Source organism: Streptomyces lycii, assembly GCF_009735685.1.
Lineage (GTDB): Bacteria > Actinomycetota > Actinomycetes > Streptomycetales > Streptomycetaceae > Streptomyces > Streptomyces lycii.
Map to the genome: position 1 here is coordinate 20,269 of NZ_WHPN01000285.1, position 16,130 is coordinate 36,398.

Here is a 16,130-nt window from a genome sequence, read left to right on the forward strand (position 1 = left end):
CCACCGGTCGGGGAACCCAGCTGCCGGAGTGCCCCGCCCCGGGGCGCCGGCCGCCGGTACCGGCGTGGGCGGAGGCGTACGCGCCCCCTGTGCGCGCTGGCTCTCCTCCGTAGGGAGGAGTGCCGGGCCGGCCCCGCACAACCATGGTCGGAGCCGAGGATGCGCCGTGCCGGGGATGCCCCGGCCGCCACGGAATGATGGGGTGGGAACGTGCCGAACCGTATGCCGCCCGTCTCCGTCGCCACGCGGGCTCCCGCCCGCCCCCACACGGAGGCCCGCCCGGACCCCGACGCCGGTCCCGGCCTCCGCCCCGGTGCCGGGCAGGACCCGGTGACCGCTGCCGCGCGCCGCCGGGCCGTGCGCGGCGGAGACCGGCAGACCGACACCGCGCACCTGCTGCACAGCCTGCTGGACCTCGACCCGGACGTGCGCTCCGTGCTGGAGGAGGGCGCCTGGCGGGTCGACCGGCTGCTCGGCTATCTGGTCCAGCGCACGATCGGTTACGGCCTCCGCTGGCGCCGTACGGCCGAGGGATCCGCCGTCGCGCCCCGGGGGCGTCCGGGCGGTGAGCCCCTGCTCTCGCCCGTGGCCGCGGCGGCCGTGGAGTCCGCGGCGGCGCGGGCCCGTGCGCGCGGGGCGGACCGGGCGGACGGCCGGGACCTGCTGGCGGCGCTGGCCGCCGACCGGGAGTGCCGGGCGGCCGAGGTGCTGCGCCGGAGCGGGGTGGACACCGAGCTGCTCGTGCGCCGCCTGGGCGGCCGCTGAGGAGCCGCCCGGTCGGGTCATGCGTCTCGATGGTGACGCTCCTGTCGGCCCCTGGCATGATGTCCGGATGCTCGACTCTCAGACGAGGAGCGCCGGGCTCACGCTCGCGCTGGTGTCCGCGTTCGCCTTCGGCGGTTCCGGTGTCGCGGCCAAACCACTGATCGAAGCGGGGCTCGATCCGCTGCACGTGGTGTGGCTGCGCGTCGCGGGTGCCGCCCTGGTGATGCTCCCGCTCGCCCGGCGCCACCGGGGGCTGCTGCGCAGCCGGCCCGTACTGCTCGCGGGATTCGGCCTGTTCGCCGTCGCCGGTGTCCAGGCCTGCTACTTCGCGGCCATCGCCCGGATCCCGGTGGGGGTCGCGCTGCTCGTGGAGTACCTGGCTCCGGCACTGGTGCTCGGCTGGGTCAGGTTCGTGCAGCGGCGCCATGTCACCCGGGCGGCGGCCCTCGGCGTCGTCCTCGCCGTCGGCGGCCTGGCCTGTGTGGTGGAGATCTGGTCCGGGCTGCGCTTCGACGCGGTCGGTCTGCTGCTCGCTCTCGGCGCGGCCTGCTGCCAGGTCGGCTACTTCGTGCTCTCCGACCACGGCACCGACGGCGGCGACGGTGCGGACGCCGCCGACCCCGTCGGGGTCATCGTGTACGGACTCCTCGCCGGTGCCGCGGTGCTCACGGCCGTCGCCCGGCCCTGGGAGGCGGACTGGTCCGTCCTCGCCGGCCGGGCCGACCTGGGCGGCACCACCGTGCCCGCGATCCTGCCGGCCGTCTGGGTGGTGCTGGTCGCGACGGTGCTCGCCTATCTGACCGGTGTGCTCTCCATCCGCCGGCTCTCACCGCAGGTCGCGGGCGTCGTGGCGTGCCTGGAGGCGGTCGTCGCGACGGTCCTGGCCTGGGTGCTCCTGCGGGAACACCTGTCGGCGGCCCAACTCCTCGGCGGGTCCCTGGTCCTGGCGGGTGCCTTCATCGCCCAGCGCTCCGCGCCGCGGCCGGACGCGGGCCCGGTGGCGGGCGGCACGCGGCCCTCCCGCCGGAGCCGGTTGCCCTCCCGGCGGCCCGCGTCCTAGAGTTCCGATCATGCATTCGCCCTCGCGTCCTGTGCCGCCTCCCGCCGCCTAGGCGGGCGGCCGCACCCGGAAGTACCGGCCCGGTGTTCACCCGGGCCCGGTCGTCGCTGCCCGCAGACGCCTGCACGCGACCACCGCATCCTCACTTCCGCGGAGACCACCCATGTCGAATGCGTCCTTGCCCGCCCTTGGCCTGCCCGTCGGCCGGGGCCTTGTCTGTCTGGCCGTCGCCGGTGCCGCCTGGGGTACCGCCGGCGCGGCGGCCGCCCTGGTGTACCGCTCCAGCGACCTCGGCCCCGTCGCCCTGTCCTTCTGGCGCTACGCGGGCGGGCTGCTCCTGATGCTCGCCGTCGCGGCGGCCCGGTCGGCGGGCCGTTCCCGCTCCGCACGGGCGGGAACGCCGCGGCCGTCCGGGGCCCCGGCCGAGCCGCGCCGCCGGCGGGCCCTGCGCATCCTCGGCACCGGCATCGGACTGACCGTCTTCCAGACCTGCTACTTCGCCGCCGTACAGCAGACGGGCCTCGCCGTCGCCACGGTCGTCACGCTCGGCACCGGGCCGGTGCTCATCGCGCTCGGCGCACGGCTGGGCATGGGAGAGCGGCTCGGCGCGGGCGGAACGGCCGCCGTGGCGGGGGCGCTCGCCGGGCTCACCGTGCTCGTCCTCGGCAGCGGCGGCGGTACGGTCGCGCCGCTGGGCGTGCTGCTGTCGTTCGTCTCGGCCGCCGGGTACGCCGCCGTCACACTGCTCACCCGGTGGCTCGGCCGGGACGGCCGGGGCGCCGACCCGTTCTCGACCACCGCCTGGGCCTTCGCGGTCGGCGGGATCTGCCTGCTGCCGCTCGCCGCCGCCGAGGGCCTGCTGCCCCAGACCGCCGACGCCGGGCGGGTGCTGGCGCTCCTCGCGTACACCGCGGCCGTGCCGACAGCGCTGGCGTACGCCCTGTACTTTGCCGGCGCGGCCGTCGTGCGGGCCGCGACGGTGTCGGTGATCATGCTGATCGAGCCGGTGAGCGCGGCCGTCATCGCGGTGCTGCTGCTGGGGGAGCGGCTCACGGGGGCGACGGTGCTGGGCACCGTGCTGCTGCTCACCGCGGTGACGGGTCTGGCGGTGGCGGAGGCGCGGCTCGCGGCCGCGCGGCGGGCGGCGCCGGCCGGCTGACGGGCCGGCGGGCGGAGTCCCGTACGCCCCCGCCCTGCCGCCCCCGCGGCTCCACCGCCTCAACGCCCCGCCGCCCGCCGCTCCGGCGTGAGCGGGGCGGCCGGGGTGGCGGGGCGGGCGTCGTCAGGCCGTGGCCGCCAGGTAGTCCGGGAGGGCGGGGGACGGGTCCGCGGGGACCGGGGTGCCCAGGGTTTCCGAGACCGGGACGACGCCGCTCCAGTACGGCAGGTCCAGGTCCGCCGGGTCGTCGTTGGGCCCGCCCGTGCGCAGCTTCACGGAGACCTCCCGCAGATCCAGCGCGATCACCGCCGTGGCCGCCATCTCCTTGGCGTTCGCCCGCCGGGAGTCCGCGGAGCGGCCCGGCACCACCTGCTCGACCAGGACGTCCAGGGCGGCGGCGCGCTCCGCCTCGTCCAGGACGTCGCGGGCGGTGCCGTGGACCACGACGGAGCGGTAGTTCATCGAGTGGTGGAAGGCGGACTTGGCGAGCACCAGGCCGTCGACACGGGTGACGGTCAGGCACACCGGGATCCCGTCCCCGGCCGCGCCCGCCATCCGCAGCGGCCGGGAACCCGTCGATCCGTGGACGTACAGGCGCTCGCCGGAGCGTCCGTACAGCGTCGGCAGGACCACCGGCCTTCCGTCGCGGACGAACCCGAGATGACAGAGATATCCCTCGTCGAGGATCGAATGGACGAGCGCGCGGTCGTAGGAGGCCCGGTCCCGGCCGCGGGTGGGCACGGTCCGTTCGGTGGGTTCGTACATTTCCTCGGACATTGCGTTCTCCATTGCACTAGTGCATAATATTGTTTGTGCTAGGAGAATATCGGATCCAGGGGCGGCGCGCAGCCGATATCGCCGCGAGCGTGGAGGAGGCCGTCGGCGCGGGCGACCTCGCGCCCGGCCGGGCCCTGCCGCCGCTGCGGGAGCTGGCACGGGAGCTGGGGGTCAACCCGAACACGGTCGCCGCGGCCTATCGCACCCTGCGCGACCGCGGTGTCATCGAGACGGACGGCCGCCGGGGCAGCCGGATCCGGGCCCGGCCCGCGAGCACGGCCCGGGAATCCCTCCGGGTCGAGACCCCGCCGGGCGGCCGCGACGTCTCCACCGGCAATCCGGACCCGGCCCTGCTGCCGCCGCTCGGCGAGGCGCTCGCCGCGGCCGCCCGCCGCTACGCCGCGCGGCCCACGCTCTACGGCGCCCCGGACGCCGGCGACGATCTGCGGGCGCTCGCCCGCGAGGCCTTCGACGCGGACGGCGTGGCCGGCGGGCCCGTCGCGGTGACCTCCGGCTCCCTCGACGCGATCGAGCGGGTGCTGACCGCCCGTCTCAAACCGGGCGACGCCGTCGCGGTCGAGGATCCGGGCTGGGGCAGTCTGCTGGACCTGGTGCCCGCGCTCGGGCTGCGCGCGCTCCCCGTCGCCGTCGACGACGAGGGCCCGCTCCCCGGGGCGGTGGAGCGGGCGCTGCGGGAGGGGGCTCGCGCGCTCGTCGTGACCTGCCGTGCCCAGAACCCGACGGGGGCGGCCCTGACGGCGGGGCGCGCGGCGGAGTTGCGGACGCTGCTCTCCGGGCATCCGCGGCTGCTGCTCGTCGAGGACGACCACGGCCACGGCATCGTGGACCTGCCGCTGCACCCGCTCTCCGGCTGTGTGCGGCACTGGGTGCTGGTGCGCTCCACCGCGAAGGCGTACGGGCCCGACCTGCGGCTGGCGGTGCTCACCGGCGACCCGGTGACGGTCGACCGGGTGCGTGGCCGGCAGCGGCTCGGGCCCGGCTGGGTCAGTCATCTGCTCCAGGACACCGTCACGCATCTCTGGCGCTCGGGGGCCGTCGACGCCCGCGCTGTCGCGCGGGAGTACGACGCGAAGCGCGACGCCCTGGTGCGGGCCCTGCGCGACCGGGGCGTCACCGCGTACGGCCGCAGCGGCATGAACGTCTGGGTGCCGGTCCCCGACGAGACGGGCGCCGTGGCCCGGATGCTGCAGTCGGGGTGGGTCGTCGCGCCCGGGGCCCGGTTCCGGATGCGCGCGCCCGCCGGGGTCCGTGTCACCGTCTCGCCGCTGGCCGCCCGGGACATCGAGCCGGTCGCCGAGGCGCTGGTGGCGGCGGCAGGCTCGGCCCCGGCCGGCCGCTACGACTGAGCCGCCGCTACGACTGAGCCGCCGCTACGACTGAGCCGCCGCTACGGCTGAGCCGCCGTTACGACCGGGCCTGCTGCTACGACCGGGCCGGGCGTGCCCGTGGGCGGGTGAGCGCCGCGCCGGCCAGCACGACCAGGGCGCCGACCGGGGTGTTCCACGTCAGGGTCTCGCCGAGCACCAGCACTCCGGCCGCCGTCGCGATGACCGGGATGAAGTACGTGACCATCTGGGCCGTCGTCGGGCCGACCTCGGCGACCAGCCCGTACTGCAGCAGGAAGGCGACACCCGTGCCGAGCGCCCCGAGCGCGGCGACCGCCAGCAGCGGCACCACCGGGAAGGACGACGGCAGCGGGCTGAACAGCGCCGCGGCCACGGTGAGCTGGGCGGTGCCGGCCAGCAACTGGGCGCCGGACAGCGCCAGGTGCGACTCGGTGCGCGCCGCCAGGGTGCGCCGGACGTAGATCCAGCCCACCGCGTAGCTCGCCGAGGCCGCGAGCGCCATCAGGGTGCCCGCCGGGTCCTGGCCGGAGAAGCCCTGCCAGGCACCGAGCACGGTGAGGACACCCGCGAAGCCCAGGCCCAGTCCGGCGACCCGGCGCCGTCCCGGGCGGTCCTCCGAGAGCGCGACGAGGGACAGCAGCATGCCCCACAGCGGGGTGGTGGCGTTGCAGATCCCGGCGAGCGTCGAGGAGATCGTCAGCTCGGCGTAGGAGAACAGGGAGAACGGGAGGGCGTTCAGAAAGAAGGCGGCGACGGCGGTGTGCCCCCATACGCGGGCTCCGCGCGGCAGCCGCTCCCGGCGCACCGCGAGCGCGGCGAGCAGGACGGCCGTGCCGAACGCCATCCGGCCGAAGGTGACCTGCAGGGGTGCGTACCCGGTGGTGCCCACCTTGATCAGCAGAAAGCTGAAGCCCCAGATGAGGGAGAGCACGGCGAAGCGGATCCGCCAGTCGACGGCGGGGCGGCGCGGGCGGGTTGACGCGGCGGCAGGGACGCCGGAGGCGGCGGGGGCGGAAGCGGAAGCGGAGGGAGCGGGCGCGCCGGTGCCGGGAGCCGGGGCCGCGGTGGTCCCGGGAGCGGGGGCTGTCGCCGTGGCGGCGGGAACGGGAGGAGCGGCGGGGCCGGGCCGCGGCGGGAGGAGGCTGGACATGCGGTCCACGATGCGGCCGGACGACTGCTTAGGACAAGCGAGACTTTGTGGCCGTCACCGCTTAGTGTTGCTTACATGTTGAACCTCGACCGGTTGCGCACCCTGGACGCCGTGTCCCGGCACGGCTCGATCGGAGGGGCCGCCGCGGGGCTCCATGTGACGACTTCGGCCGTCTCCCAGCAGCTGTCGAAACTCGAACGGGAGACCGGTCAGCGGCTGCTCGCGAAGAACGGCCGCGGCATCCGCCTCACCGACGCCGGGCGCCTGCTCGCGGAGCACGCCGCCCGCATCCTCTCCCAGGTCGAACTGGCCCACGCCGACCTGGAGGCGCAGCGCGGCCGGCCCGTCGGCGAGCTGCGGCTCGGCGCGTTCCCCACCGCCGCGCGCGGCCTCTTCCCGGCCGCGCTGCGGACGTTGCGCGAGGAGCATCCGCAGCTGCGCGTCCGGCTCCACGAGACCGAACCCGACACCGCCGTGCCCCAAGTGGTGCGCGGCGACCTCGACATGGCCGTGGTCCTGGACTGGTACAACAAGCCGCTGTCGCTGCCCGACGGGCTGGCCAAGGCGGCGCTGCTGGACGATCCCGCCGATGTCGCGGTGCCCGCGGACCATCCGCTCGCCGGGGCCGCCGAGGTGGACCTGGGGGACTTCGCCGACGACGAATGGGTCTCCTGGCCGCAGGGGGAGTTCTGCCACGACTGGCTGGTGTTCACGCTCCGCGGCATGGGCGTCGAGCCGCGCATCACGCACACGGCTGAGGAACACCACACCCAGCTGGCGCTGATCGCCGCCGGGCTGGGGGTGGCAGTGGCGCCGCGCCTGGGCCGCGGTCCCGTGCCGGAGGGCGTGCGGATGGTGCCCGTACGGGACGAGATGCGCCGGCACGTCTACGCCGTCTGGCGTGCCGACGCGGACCGCCGGCCCTCGATCAGGGCGGCGGTCGGAGCGCTGCGCGGCTCGGCGGAAGCGGCAGGATCAGCGGAAGCAGCGGAAGCAGCGGAAGCAGCGAGATCAGCGAGAGGATCCGCCGGGGCCTGAGAGCGCGTCACCTCGGGGGTGCTTCGTCTCCGGGGTGCGTGGCCCACGCAGTGCTCCGTCTCCGGGGCGAGTCGCCTCCCGGACACGGACGGCCAAAAACGGGGGAGGGTGGATCGGCGTCCCGGCACCGCACCGGCGTCCCGGCACCGCACCGGCGGCGCGGTGCCACGACTCCCGGGGCCCGGGGCGGGGCGGGGAGCCCGACGGCGGGCAGCGGGGAGCCCGTACGGGCCGTCCGCTGCACCGGTCCGGCACGCATCCCTGCTCACGGTGGCCGGCGGGGTGCGGGCCACCCGGCGGCACCGCCGCCGGCCACCGTGATCTCCCCCGGAAACGGGCGTCACCCGGTGGCGCTCAGGCCAGCATCACCGAGTCGCCCTGGACCGTGATGTTCGCCGGCGGCAGCGGCTCCTTCGCCGGACCGCCCTTGACGCTTCCGTCCGCCGCGTCGAACAGGCTGTTGTGGCAGGGGCAGTTGATGGTGCCGTTGGCGACCTCCTTGACCGCGCAGCCCTGGTGCGTGCAGACCGAGGAGAACGCCTTGAACTCGCCCGGGGCCGGCTGCGTCACCACCACCTTCTGGTCCGGGAAGACCTTGCCGCCGCCCTCGGGGATGTCGGTGGTCTTGGCCAGCTCCGTACCGCCGTCTCCCTCGCCGCCCGCGTCCCCGCCGCCCGTGTCGCCGCCGGAGTCCGCGCCGTTCTCCGCAGAACCCGCGTCGTCGGCCGGCTGCTCCCCGCCGTCCCCCGAGTCGCCGCACGCGGCGAGGGCCGCGGTCAGGCCCGCGGCTCCGGCGGCGGCCACCACGGTGCGGCGGCTGGTGACGCGTCCGGTCCCCTGAGATCCCGTCATGGTGAGTACATCCCTTTCGCTGCGGGCCATCGCGACCGATGCACGGTGAACGGCCGCTTCACGGTGCTGTACGGTCCGCGTCTCCGGGACGTTCACCCTTGCGGCGGATCTATCCGCAGCGCGCGCCGCAGAAACCCGCACTGGGCGCGCAGCAGGTTCCCCGTGACGTCCCCGCGCGCGTCGAGGTGGGAGACGCCGGGCAGCGGCAGCACGGTGTGCGGCCGGCCCGCGGCGAGCAGGGCGGCCGACATGCGCAGCGTGTGCGCCACGGTGACGTTGTCGTCCGCCAGGCCGTGGACGAGCAGCAGCGGGCGGCGCAGCGCGGGCGCGTCGGCGATCAGCGACGAGCGGTCGTACCGTTCCGGGTGTTCGCCGGGCAGCCCGAGGAACCGCTCCTGCCAGTGGGTGTCGTACAGCCGCTGGTCGAACGGCGCGGCTCCGGCGACGGCCGCGTGGAAGACCTCCGGGCGGCGCAGCACCGCTCCCGCGGCGAGATACCCGCCGTACGACCAGCCGCGGATCGCGACCCGGCCGAGGTCCAGATCGGGGCAGTGCCGCGCGGCCGCGAGCAGTGCCTCCTCCTGGTCCTCCAGCGCCGGGCCGAGCTTGTCGCCGTGGACCGCCTTTTCCCACCGCGGGCCGCGCCCCTGCGTGCCCCGGCCGTCCGCGACCAGCACGGCGAAGCCCTGTTCGGCGAACCACTGCGAGACACAGCCCGTCCAGTGGCGGGCACGGACGACCACCTGCGCGGCCGGGCCGCCGTACGGATCGAGCAGCACGGGCAGTTTCCCGCTGCCCGGCTCGTGGCCGGAGGGCAGATGGAGCCGCGAACGCACCGCCCGCCGGCCCAGCCGGAGAAGGACCGGCGCGGGGCGCACGGAGGGCTCCTCCGCGAGCGAGGCGATCCGTCCCTGCCGCGCGCCGTCGCGGTACACGGTCACGCGGTGACCGTCCGGGGTGCGGCTGTCGAGCACGAGCGTCCCGCCGCCCGCCGCCGCCGTGTGCACCCCCGGTTCCCCGCTGAGACGGACGCAGGTGCCGTCCGCCCGCCGCGCCCAGACGTGTGTCTCCGTGGGCTCCTCGCTCGCGGTGAACAGCACCCGTTCGCCCTGGACGGACAGCACCTCGCGCAGCTGGAGCCCGGGGGGAGTCGCGGGCCGGTCGCCGCACCGCAGGCCACGTGTCCCGTCCTGTTCGTACGGCTGTACGAGAACACCGGAATCGGTGCGCAGCGGCGTCCCGGGGACCAGTTCGACCCAGGCGGGGTCGCGCCGCTCGTCCAGCGGCCGGGTCGCCCCGGTGCCGGGGTCCGCGGCGAGGACGCGCACGGTCCGCTGGTCACGGCTCTGCACGGTGACGAGCGGACCGTGCCCGTCCCAGCCCGCCGCGGCGACGTACTCGAACGAGGCCCGGTCCCAGGACAGCTCGGTGCGCCCGCCGTCCTCGCCGAAGACGTGCAGCGAGACGTCGGCGTTGGCCGTGCCGGCGACCGGGTAGGGCACCGGCCGGGGCCGGACCCAGGGCCTGGCCGGGTCGCCGAGATACCGGCGCCGCACGGGCGAGGTGTCCACCCGGGCGGCCAGCAGGGCCGTACCGTCCGGCGACCACCAGTGGCCGCGGGTCCGGCCGAGGGACTCCGCCGAGACGTGGTCGGAGAGCCCGTACGTCACCTCCGGGCCGTCCGGTGCGGCGATCAGCCGGTCGTTGCCGTCGAGGTCCGCCACGTGCAGCGCCCCGCGCGTGACATAGGCGACGGCCCGCCCGTCGGGGGAGAGGCGCGGGTCGACCACCGGCCCGGCCGCGGGCAGCCGCAAGGGGGCGTCGCGCCCGCCGGTCCGCACCACCCACAGCACACCGCCGAGCGCGAAGACGGCGGTTCGGACCTCCGCGTCCGCCGCGTACGCCACGATGCCGTCCGTGAGTTCCCGCGCGCGCTCCCGCCGTGCGCGCTCCGCGTCCGGAAGGGCCGTGCCGCCGTGGAGCCGGGCGGGGTGGGCGAGTTCCCGCTCGGCCCCGTCCTCGTACAGCCAGAGGCGGCTCACCGGGTCGGAGCCGCCGCCGGTCCGCAGGAACAGCACGCGCCGCCCGTCGGGGGAGACCGTGAAACTCCGTGGCACGCCCAGCGAGAAGCGGCGGGTTCGGGCGAACTGCTCGGGAAAGTCCCGTACACCGTCGGAATCCATACGGGCACTGTGGCAGGCCGTCGGCGGCCGCCCCACCCACGCGCCGTAACCTGGGGGAATGCTGCCCGAAGTCACCGCGACTCGCTACGTCACGCCGCTGCGCGAGGGCGGTTCCCTGCCGGGGCTGGTCGAGGCGGACGACCTCGGCTGCTACGTCGTGAAGTTCACCGGCGCGGGCCAGGGGCGGAAGACGCTGGTCGCCGAGGTGATCTGCGGGGAACTGGGCCGCCGCCTCGGGTTCCGGGTGCCCCCGCTGGCCGTCGTCCGGCTCGACCCGGTGCTCGGCCTCGGTGAACCCGACCCGGAGGTGCAGGATCTGCTGAAGAACAGCGGTGGGCCGAACCTCGGGACGCGGTACCTGCCGGGCGCCCTCGGCTTCGACCCGCTCGCCTGGGGCGTGACGCCCGAGGAGGCCGGGCGCGTCGTCTGGTTCGACGCCCTGACCGGGAACGTCGACCGGTCCTGGCGCAACCCCAACCTGCTGCGCTGGCACCGAGAGCTGTGGCTCATCGACCACGGAGCCACCATGATCTGGCAGCACAACTGGCCCGCCGCGCAGGCGGCGGCCGCCAAGCCGTACCGGGCCGCCGACCACGTCCTCGCGCCCTTCCGGCCCGATGTCCGCGCCGCCGCCGCCGAACTGGCGCCGCTGGTCACCGAGGAACTGCTGGCCGATGTCGTCGCGCAGGTGCCCGACGCCTGGCTGGCGGACGAGCCCGGCTTCGACGGCCCCGGGCCGCTGCGGCGCGCCTATGCCGGGATCCTGCTGGAGCGGGCCCGCACCGTCCACGAACGCATCGTCCCCGGCCCGGCCGGGGACACCGGGGAGGCAGGCCGGTGACCGGACGCCACGTCTACGAGTACGCGCTGCTGCGGGTCGTCCCGCGCGCCGAGCGCGGGGAGCGGATCAACGCGGGCGTGATCGTCTACTGCCGGGCCGCGTCCCTGGTCACGGCGCGCACCGAGCTGGACGAGGCCCGGCTGCGGGCGCTGGACCCGGACGCGGACACGGAGGGCGTACGGGCCGCGCTGCGCGCCGTGGAGGACGTGTGCCGCGGCGGTTCCGCGGCCGGTCCGGCCGCCGGGGACGACGCCGGGCGGAGGTTCCGCTGGCTGGTCGCGCCGCGCAGCACGGTGGTGCGGCCGGGGCCGGTGCACACCGGTCTTACGGCCGACGCGGCCGCGGAGGCGGAACGGCTGCTGGACCTGCTGGTGCGCCGGACGGCGGCGCCGCCGGAAGGGCGGCCGCTCCCGCCGACGGCGTGACGGGCGCTGTGACATGCGCGCCTTGCGGCGGCCCGCCGTTGACAGCGGGTGCGCGGGCTTCTAGCGTTTCGTCGAACCGAACCTACTAAGCGGTTGCTCACCCTGGTCGCCCCGCACGGGGAACTGGCCGCCCGCGTCCGCGCGGCAGCACCGGTGGGCACCCGTGGCGAGCCGGACCCGCATTCGAACGCGAGGAGAACCCGCATGTCCACCACCGAGCAGCGCGTCGCCATCGTCACGGGCGGTGCCCGCGGCATCGGCGCGGCCACCGCCGTGCGGCTGGCCGAGGAGGGGCGCGCCGTCGCCGTGCTCGACCTCGACGAATCGGCCTGCAAGGACACCGTGGAGAAGATCACGGCCGCGGGCGGCAAGGCCCTGGCCGTCGGCTGCGACGTCTCCGACCCCGAGCAGGTCGAGGCCGCCGTGGCGCGCGTCGCCGAGGAGCTGGGCGCGCCCACGATCCTGGTCAACAACGCCGGCGTGCTCCGCGACAACCTGCTGTTCAAGATGTCCGACAGCGACTGGGACACCGTCATGAACGTGCACCTCAAGGGCGCGTTCCTGATGACCCGTGCCTGCCAGAAGCACATGGTGGACGCGCAGTTCGGCCGCGTGGTCAACCTCTCCAGCAGCTCGGCGCTCGGCAACCGCGGCCAGGTCAACTACTCCGCCGCCAAGGCCGGCCTGCAGGGCTTCACCAAGACCCTCGCCAAGGAGCTCGGCAAGTTCGGCGTCACGGCCAACTCGGTCGCCCCGGGCTTCATCGTCACCGAGATGACCGCCTCCACCGCGGCCCGGGTCGGCATGGACTTCGAGGAGTTCCAGGCGGCCGCCGCCACCCAGATCCCGGTGCAGCGCGTCGGCCGTCCCGAGGACATCGCGAACGCCATCGCCTTCTTCACCGGCGACGCGGCGGGCTTTGTCTCCGGACAGGTCATGTACGTGGCCGGCGGCCCGCTCAACTGAACGGGCAGCCCGTCCGACCGAAAGGAAAGGCACACGAACGATGACTGCCGACGTGCAGGACAGTGGAAAGGTCGCCCTGGTCACCGGGGCGAGCCGGGGCATCGGCTACGGCATCGCCGAGGCGCTCGTGGCGCGGGGCGACCGGGTGTGCATCACCGGGCGCACCGAGGAGACCCTGAAGGAGGCCGTCGGACGGCTCGGCGCGGACCGGGTCATCGGGGTCGCCGGCAAGGCGCACGACGAGTCCCACCAGGCGGCCGCTGTCGAGCGCACCATGGAGGCCTTCGGCCGGGTCGACTACCTGGTCAACAACGCCGGCACCAACCCGGTGTTCGGGCCGATCGCCGACCTCGACCTCGGCGTGGCCCGCAAGGTGTTCGAGACCAACGTCGTCTCGGCGCTCGCCTTCGCCCAGCGGACCTGGCACGCGTGGCAGAAGGAGCACGGCGGCGCGATCGTGAACATCGCGTCCGTCGCCGGCGTCTCGGCGTCGCCGTTCATCGGCGCGTACGGCATGAGCAAGGCCGCCATGGTGAACCTGACGCTCCAGCTCGCGCACGAGTTCTCGCCGGGAGTCCGGGTCAACGCGATCGCCCCCGCGGTCGTGAAGACGAAGTTCGCCCAGGCGCTGTACGAGGGGCGTGAGGAGGAGGCGGCCGCGTCCTATCCGCTCGGCCGGCTGGGCACGCCCGAGGACATCGGCGGCGCGGCGGAGTTCCTGCTGTCCGACCGCTCCGGCTGGATCACCGGCCAGACGCTGCTCATCGACGGCGGCATCTTCCTGAACGCGGGCGTCGGCTGACGCTTGCCCTCGCGTGCACTCCAAGGGACAGAGTCCTCGGTGCCGGCCCGGTACGGGCGGGCACCGGGGACTTCCGTCTTCCGGTCTTCGGCATGTCCCGAGGAGGAGAGCACCATGCGCTACCGCAAGCTCGCCGGCGGCACCGGTCCCGAGGTCAGCACCCTGTGCCTGGGCGCCCTGCCGTTCGGCACCACCGTCGGCGAGGAGACGGCCTTCGCGATCCTCGACCGTTTCACCGAGGCGGGCGGCACCTTCGTCGACACCTCGGACAACTACGCGTGCTGGGTGAACGGCGCCACCGGTGACGAGAGCGAACTGGTGCTCGGCCGCTGGCTGCGCAGCCGCCGAGCGCGGGACCGGGTGGTCATCGCCTCGAAGGTCGGGGCCCGTCCGGACCTCTCGCGGGGCCCGCTGTGGTGCGACACGGCGCCCGACGGTTTCGGCAACATGGAGGGGCTGTCCGCGGAGGCCGTCCGGGCCGGCGCGGAGGGCAGCCTGCGGCGCCTCGGCACCGATCACCTCGACCTGCACTACGCGCACATCGAGGACCCGTCCGTGCCGCTGGAGGAGACGGTCACCGCGTTCGCCGGCCTGGTCGCCGCGGGCCGGACCCGGCTGCTCGGCGTCAGCAACCACCCGGTGGCGCGCATCGCCGAAGCCCGGCGGCTCGCGGCGGAGCTGGACCTGCCCGGATATCAGTGCGTACAGCAGCGCCACACCTATCTGCGGCCCGCGCCCGGCGCCGGCTTCGGCGTGCAGCGGCACACTGACGCGGCCCTGCTCGACTACGCGGCGGGCGAACCGGACCTGACGCTGCTCGGCTACTCGGTGCTGGTGCACGGCGCCTACACCCGCGACGACAGGGAACTGCTGCCGCAGTACGCGCACCGGGGCGCCGAGCGCAGGCTGCGGGTGCTGCGGGAGGTGGCGGGGGAGCTGGGTGCCACGCCGAACCAGGTGGTGCTGGCGTGGCTGCTGGGCGGCGAGGTGCCCGTGCTGCCCGTGCTCGGGGTCAGCTCCGTCGGCCAGCTCGACGAACTCCTGGCCGCGGCCGACCTGGACCTGGACGCGGAACTCCGGGCGCGGCTGGACGCCGCGTGAAACAGGGCCGCCGCGGCCGGGGCCGTGCTCCGCCCGGGCCGCGCCCGGGGGACCGGCGGCCGATGCCGCCCCCTCCTGCCGCTCCTGCCGCTCCTGCCGCGGCGGCCTCCGCACGAGCGGGCCCCGGCGGACGCCACCGCGAGCCGTGCCCGGAAGGTCCGTTGTCAGTGGCCGGCGATAGGTTCGGGGGACCGAAACGGATTCCGACCCCGGAGGTTGTTGACGTGACCGACACGCTGCCCGAGTCCTGGCGCGGTGTCCTGGGCGAAGAGCTGGAGAAGCCGTATTTCTCCGAGCTCATGGCCTTCGTCGAGGACGAGCGGGCCCGCGGGCCCGTCTATCCGCCGCGCGAGCAGGTCTTCGCGGCGCTGGACGCCACGCCGTACGACCGGGTGAAGGTGCTGGTGCTCGGGCAGGATCCGTATCACGGCGAGGGCCAGGGGCACGGGCTGTGCTTCTCGGTGCGGCCCGGGGTGCGGACCCCGCCGTCGCTGCGCAACATCTACAAGGAGCTGCGCGACGACCTCGGCCACCCGGTCCCGGACAACGGCTGTCTCGTGCCCTGGGCGGAGCAGGGGGTGCTGCTGCTCAACGCGGTGCTCACGGTCCGCGCGGGCGAGGCCAACTCCCACAAGGGCAGGGGCTGGGAGACGTTCACGGACGCGGTGATCCGCGCCGTGGCCTCCCGCCCGGACCCGGCCGTCTTCGTGCTCTGGGGCGCCTACGCCCGGAAGAAGCTGCCGCTGATCGACACCGGGCGCCACACGGTGGTGCAGGGAGCCCATCCCTCGCCGCTGTCCGCGAAGAAGTTCTTCGGCAGCCGGCCGTTCAGCCAGATCGACAAGGCGGTCGCCGACCAGGGGCACGCGCCCGTCGACTGGCGCATCCCGGATCTGGGCTGATCTTCCCGGGCCCCGCTCCGAAGCCGCGGGGGAGCGGCGGGGCGGGGCCCGGGACAGCGGTACGGCCGGGTGCGCCCGGCGGCGGGCCGCCGGCGGAGGGCGCGGCTAGCGTCGTGCGCGGAGACCCGGCGCACACGGACAGGGACCACGGAGGCAACGTGACGAACCAGCAGCAGGCATCCGAAGACGTCGTCATGACCCGGATCGGCCAGGCGGCCATGCTGCACCGCGGCGGTGACCGGGAGGAGGCGCGCAACCGGTTCGCGGACCTGTGGGAGGAGATCGGCGAGGACGGCGACCCGCTGCACCGCTGCACGCTCGCGCACTACATGGCCGACACCCAGGACGACCCCGCGGAGGAGCTGCGCTGGGACCTGCGCGCGCTCGCCGCCGCCGACTCGCTCACGGACGACCGGGTGCGGCGGCACCACGGCTCCGTCTCGCTGCGGGGCTTCTATCCGTCGCTGCATCTCAACCTGGCCGCGGACTACGAGAAGCTCGGCCGGTTCGCGGAGGCGCGCGCCGCCCTCGGCCGGGCCCGGGCGGCCGCGCCGGCGCTCGGTGACGACGCCTACGGGGACGGCATCCGCGCGGCCCTGGACCGCCTGGAACTCCGGCTGGACGGCGGTGCCGCTCAGCCGTAGACGCCCCGGCAGATGCGCTCCTGCTCACTGCCCTCGGCCCAGCGGCCGTACCGCTCGCCCATGTCGCAGACGCTGCCGCCCCGCCGCGCCGGACCGGG

Annotated in this window: 15 protein-coding genes and 1 pseudogene; 12 read left to right on the forward strand and 4 right to left on the reverse strand. The window is 75.2% G+C overall.

Annotation, left to right across the window (positions count from 1 at the left end):
• Positions 1-210: 210 nt before the first annotated feature.
• The 3 genes from GCU69_RS15490 (at position 211) to GCU69_RS15500 (ending at position 2,984) form a co-directional block, all read left to right on the forward strand.
• Entirely contained in the window at positions 211-765 is a 555-nt protein-coding gene (locus GCU69_RS15490; RefSeq protein ID WP_235978496.1) for a Clp protease N-terminal domain-containing protein, read from the forward strand.
• A 67-nt stretch (positions 766-832) separates the two neighbouring features.
• Positions 833-1,825 (forward strand): EamA family transporter, encoded by a 993-nt coding sequence (locus GCU69_RS15495; protein ID WP_156206368.1) that lies wholly within the window; start codon positions 833-835, stop codon positions 1,823-1,825.
• 163 nt (positions 1,826-1,988) lie between these two features.
• A complete protein-coding gene (locus GCU69_RS15500) occupies positions 1,989-2,984 on the forward strand; it encodes a DMT family transporter (RefSeq protein WP_156206369.1) in 996 nt (331 codons plus the stop codon).
• 123 nt (positions 2,985-3,107) lie between these two features.
• Here the strand turns inward: GCU69_RS15500 and GCU69_RS15505 are convergent, their stop codons facing one another.
• Entirely contained in the window at positions 3,108-3,761 is a 654-nt protein-coding gene (locus tag GCU69_RS15505) for a pyridoxamine 5'-phosphate oxidase family protein (protein WP_235978497.1), read from the reverse strand.
• 35 nt (positions 3,762-3,796) lie between these two features.
• Here GCU69_RS15505 and GCU69_RS15510 point away from each other — a divergent pair, with 35 nt between their 5' ends.
• A complete protein-coding gene (locus GCU69_RS15510; RefSeq protein WP_098750656.1) occupies positions 3,797-5,128 on the forward strand; it encodes an aminotransferase class I/II-fold pyridoxal phosphate-dependent enzyme in 1,332 nt (443 codons plus the stop codon).
• A gap of 76 nt (positions 5,129-5,204) precedes the next feature.
• Here the strand turns inward: GCU69_RS15510 and GCU69_RS15515 are convergent, their stop codons facing one another.
• Entirely contained in the window at positions 5,205-6,278 is a 1,074-nt protein-coding gene (locus tag GCU69_RS15515; protein WP_156206371.1) for a DMT family transporter, read from the reverse strand.
• 75 nt (positions 6,279-6,353) lie between these two features.
• On the opposite strand from GCU69_RS15515, the gene GCU69_RS15520 reads away from it, so the two are divergent.
• Entirely contained in the window at positions 6,354-7,316 is a 963-nt protein-coding gene (locus GCU69_RS15520; protein WP_156206372.1) for a LysR family transcriptional regulator, read from the forward strand.
• 354 nt (positions 7,317-7,670) lie between these two features.
• Here GCU69_RS15520 and GCU69_RS15525 read toward each other — a convergent pair whose 3' ends face one another.
• Both GCU69_RS15525 and GCU69_RS15530 read right to left on the reverse strand, forming a co-directional pair.
• Positions 7,671-8,168, reverse strand: a complete 498-nt coding sequence (locus GCU69_RS15525) for a Rieske (2Fe-2S) protein (protein ID WP_098750647.1) — start codon at positions 8,166-8,168, stop codon at positions 7,671-7,673.
• 92 nt (positions 8,169-8,260) lie between these two features.
• The gene (locus tag GCU69_RS15530; protein WP_156206373.1) at positions 8,261-10,351 is read right to left on the reverse strand and encodes a S9 family peptidase; all 2,091 of its coding nucleotides are present in this window, start codon (positions 10,349-10,351) and stop codon (positions 8,261-8,263) included.
• 58 nt (positions 10,352-10,409) lie between these two features.
• Between GCU69_RS15530 and GCU69_RS15535 the strand changes: the two are divergent.
• The 7 genes and pseudogenes from GCU69_RS15535 to GCU69_RS15565 all read left to right on the forward strand — a co-directional run.
• Positions 10,410-11,271, forward strand: a pseudogene (locus GCU69_RS15535) (HipA family kinase); the annotation flags it as partial.
• Positions 11,189-11,617, forward strand: coding sequence for a DUF3037 domain-containing protein (locus tag GCU69_RS15540; RefSeq protein ID WP_156206374.1), 429 nt, complete (start codon positions 11,189-11,191; stop codon positions 11,615-11,617). The pseudogene GCU69_RS15535 and the gene GCU69_RS15540, both read left to right, overlap by 83 nt.
• 204 nt (positions 11,618-11,821) lie before the next feature.
• Positions 11,822-12,583 carry a 3-oxoacyl-ACP reductase FabG gene (gene fabG, locus GCU69_RS15545; RefSeq protein WP_098750643.1) on the forward strand — a complete coding sequence of 254 codons (762 nt, stop codon included), beginning with the start codon at positions 11,822-11,824 and terminating at the stop codon, positions 12,581-12,583.
• 40 nt (positions 12,584-12,623) lie between these two features.
• Positions 12,624-13,385, forward strand: coding sequence for an SDR family oxidoreductase (locus tag GCU69_RS15550; protein WP_156206375.1), 762 nt, complete (start codon positions 12,624-12,626; stop codon positions 13,383-13,385).
• A gap of 114 nt (positions 13,386-13,499) precedes the next feature.
• Positions 13,500-14,486 carry an aldo/keto reductase gene (locus GCU69_RS15555; RefSeq protein ID WP_156206376.1) on the forward strand — a complete coding sequence of 329 codons (987 nt, stop codon included), beginning with the start codon at positions 13,500-13,502 and terminating at the stop codon, positions 14,484-14,486.
• Positions 14,487-14,710: 224 nt separating this feature from the next.
• Positions 14,711-15,388: a uracil-DNA glycosylase gene (ung, locus tag GCU69_RS15560; protein ID WP_235978498.1), complete on the forward strand. Its 678-nt coding sequence runs from the start codon at positions 14,711-14,713 to the stop codon at positions 15,386-15,388.
• A gap of 158 nt (positions 15,389-15,546) precedes the next feature.
• Positions 15,547-16,032: a hypothetical protein gene (locus GCU69_RS15565; protein WP_235978499.1), complete on the forward strand. Its 486-nt coding sequence runs from the start codon at positions 15,547-15,549 to the stop codon at positions 16,030-16,032.
• Positions 16,033-16,130 lie beyond the last annotated feature (98 nt).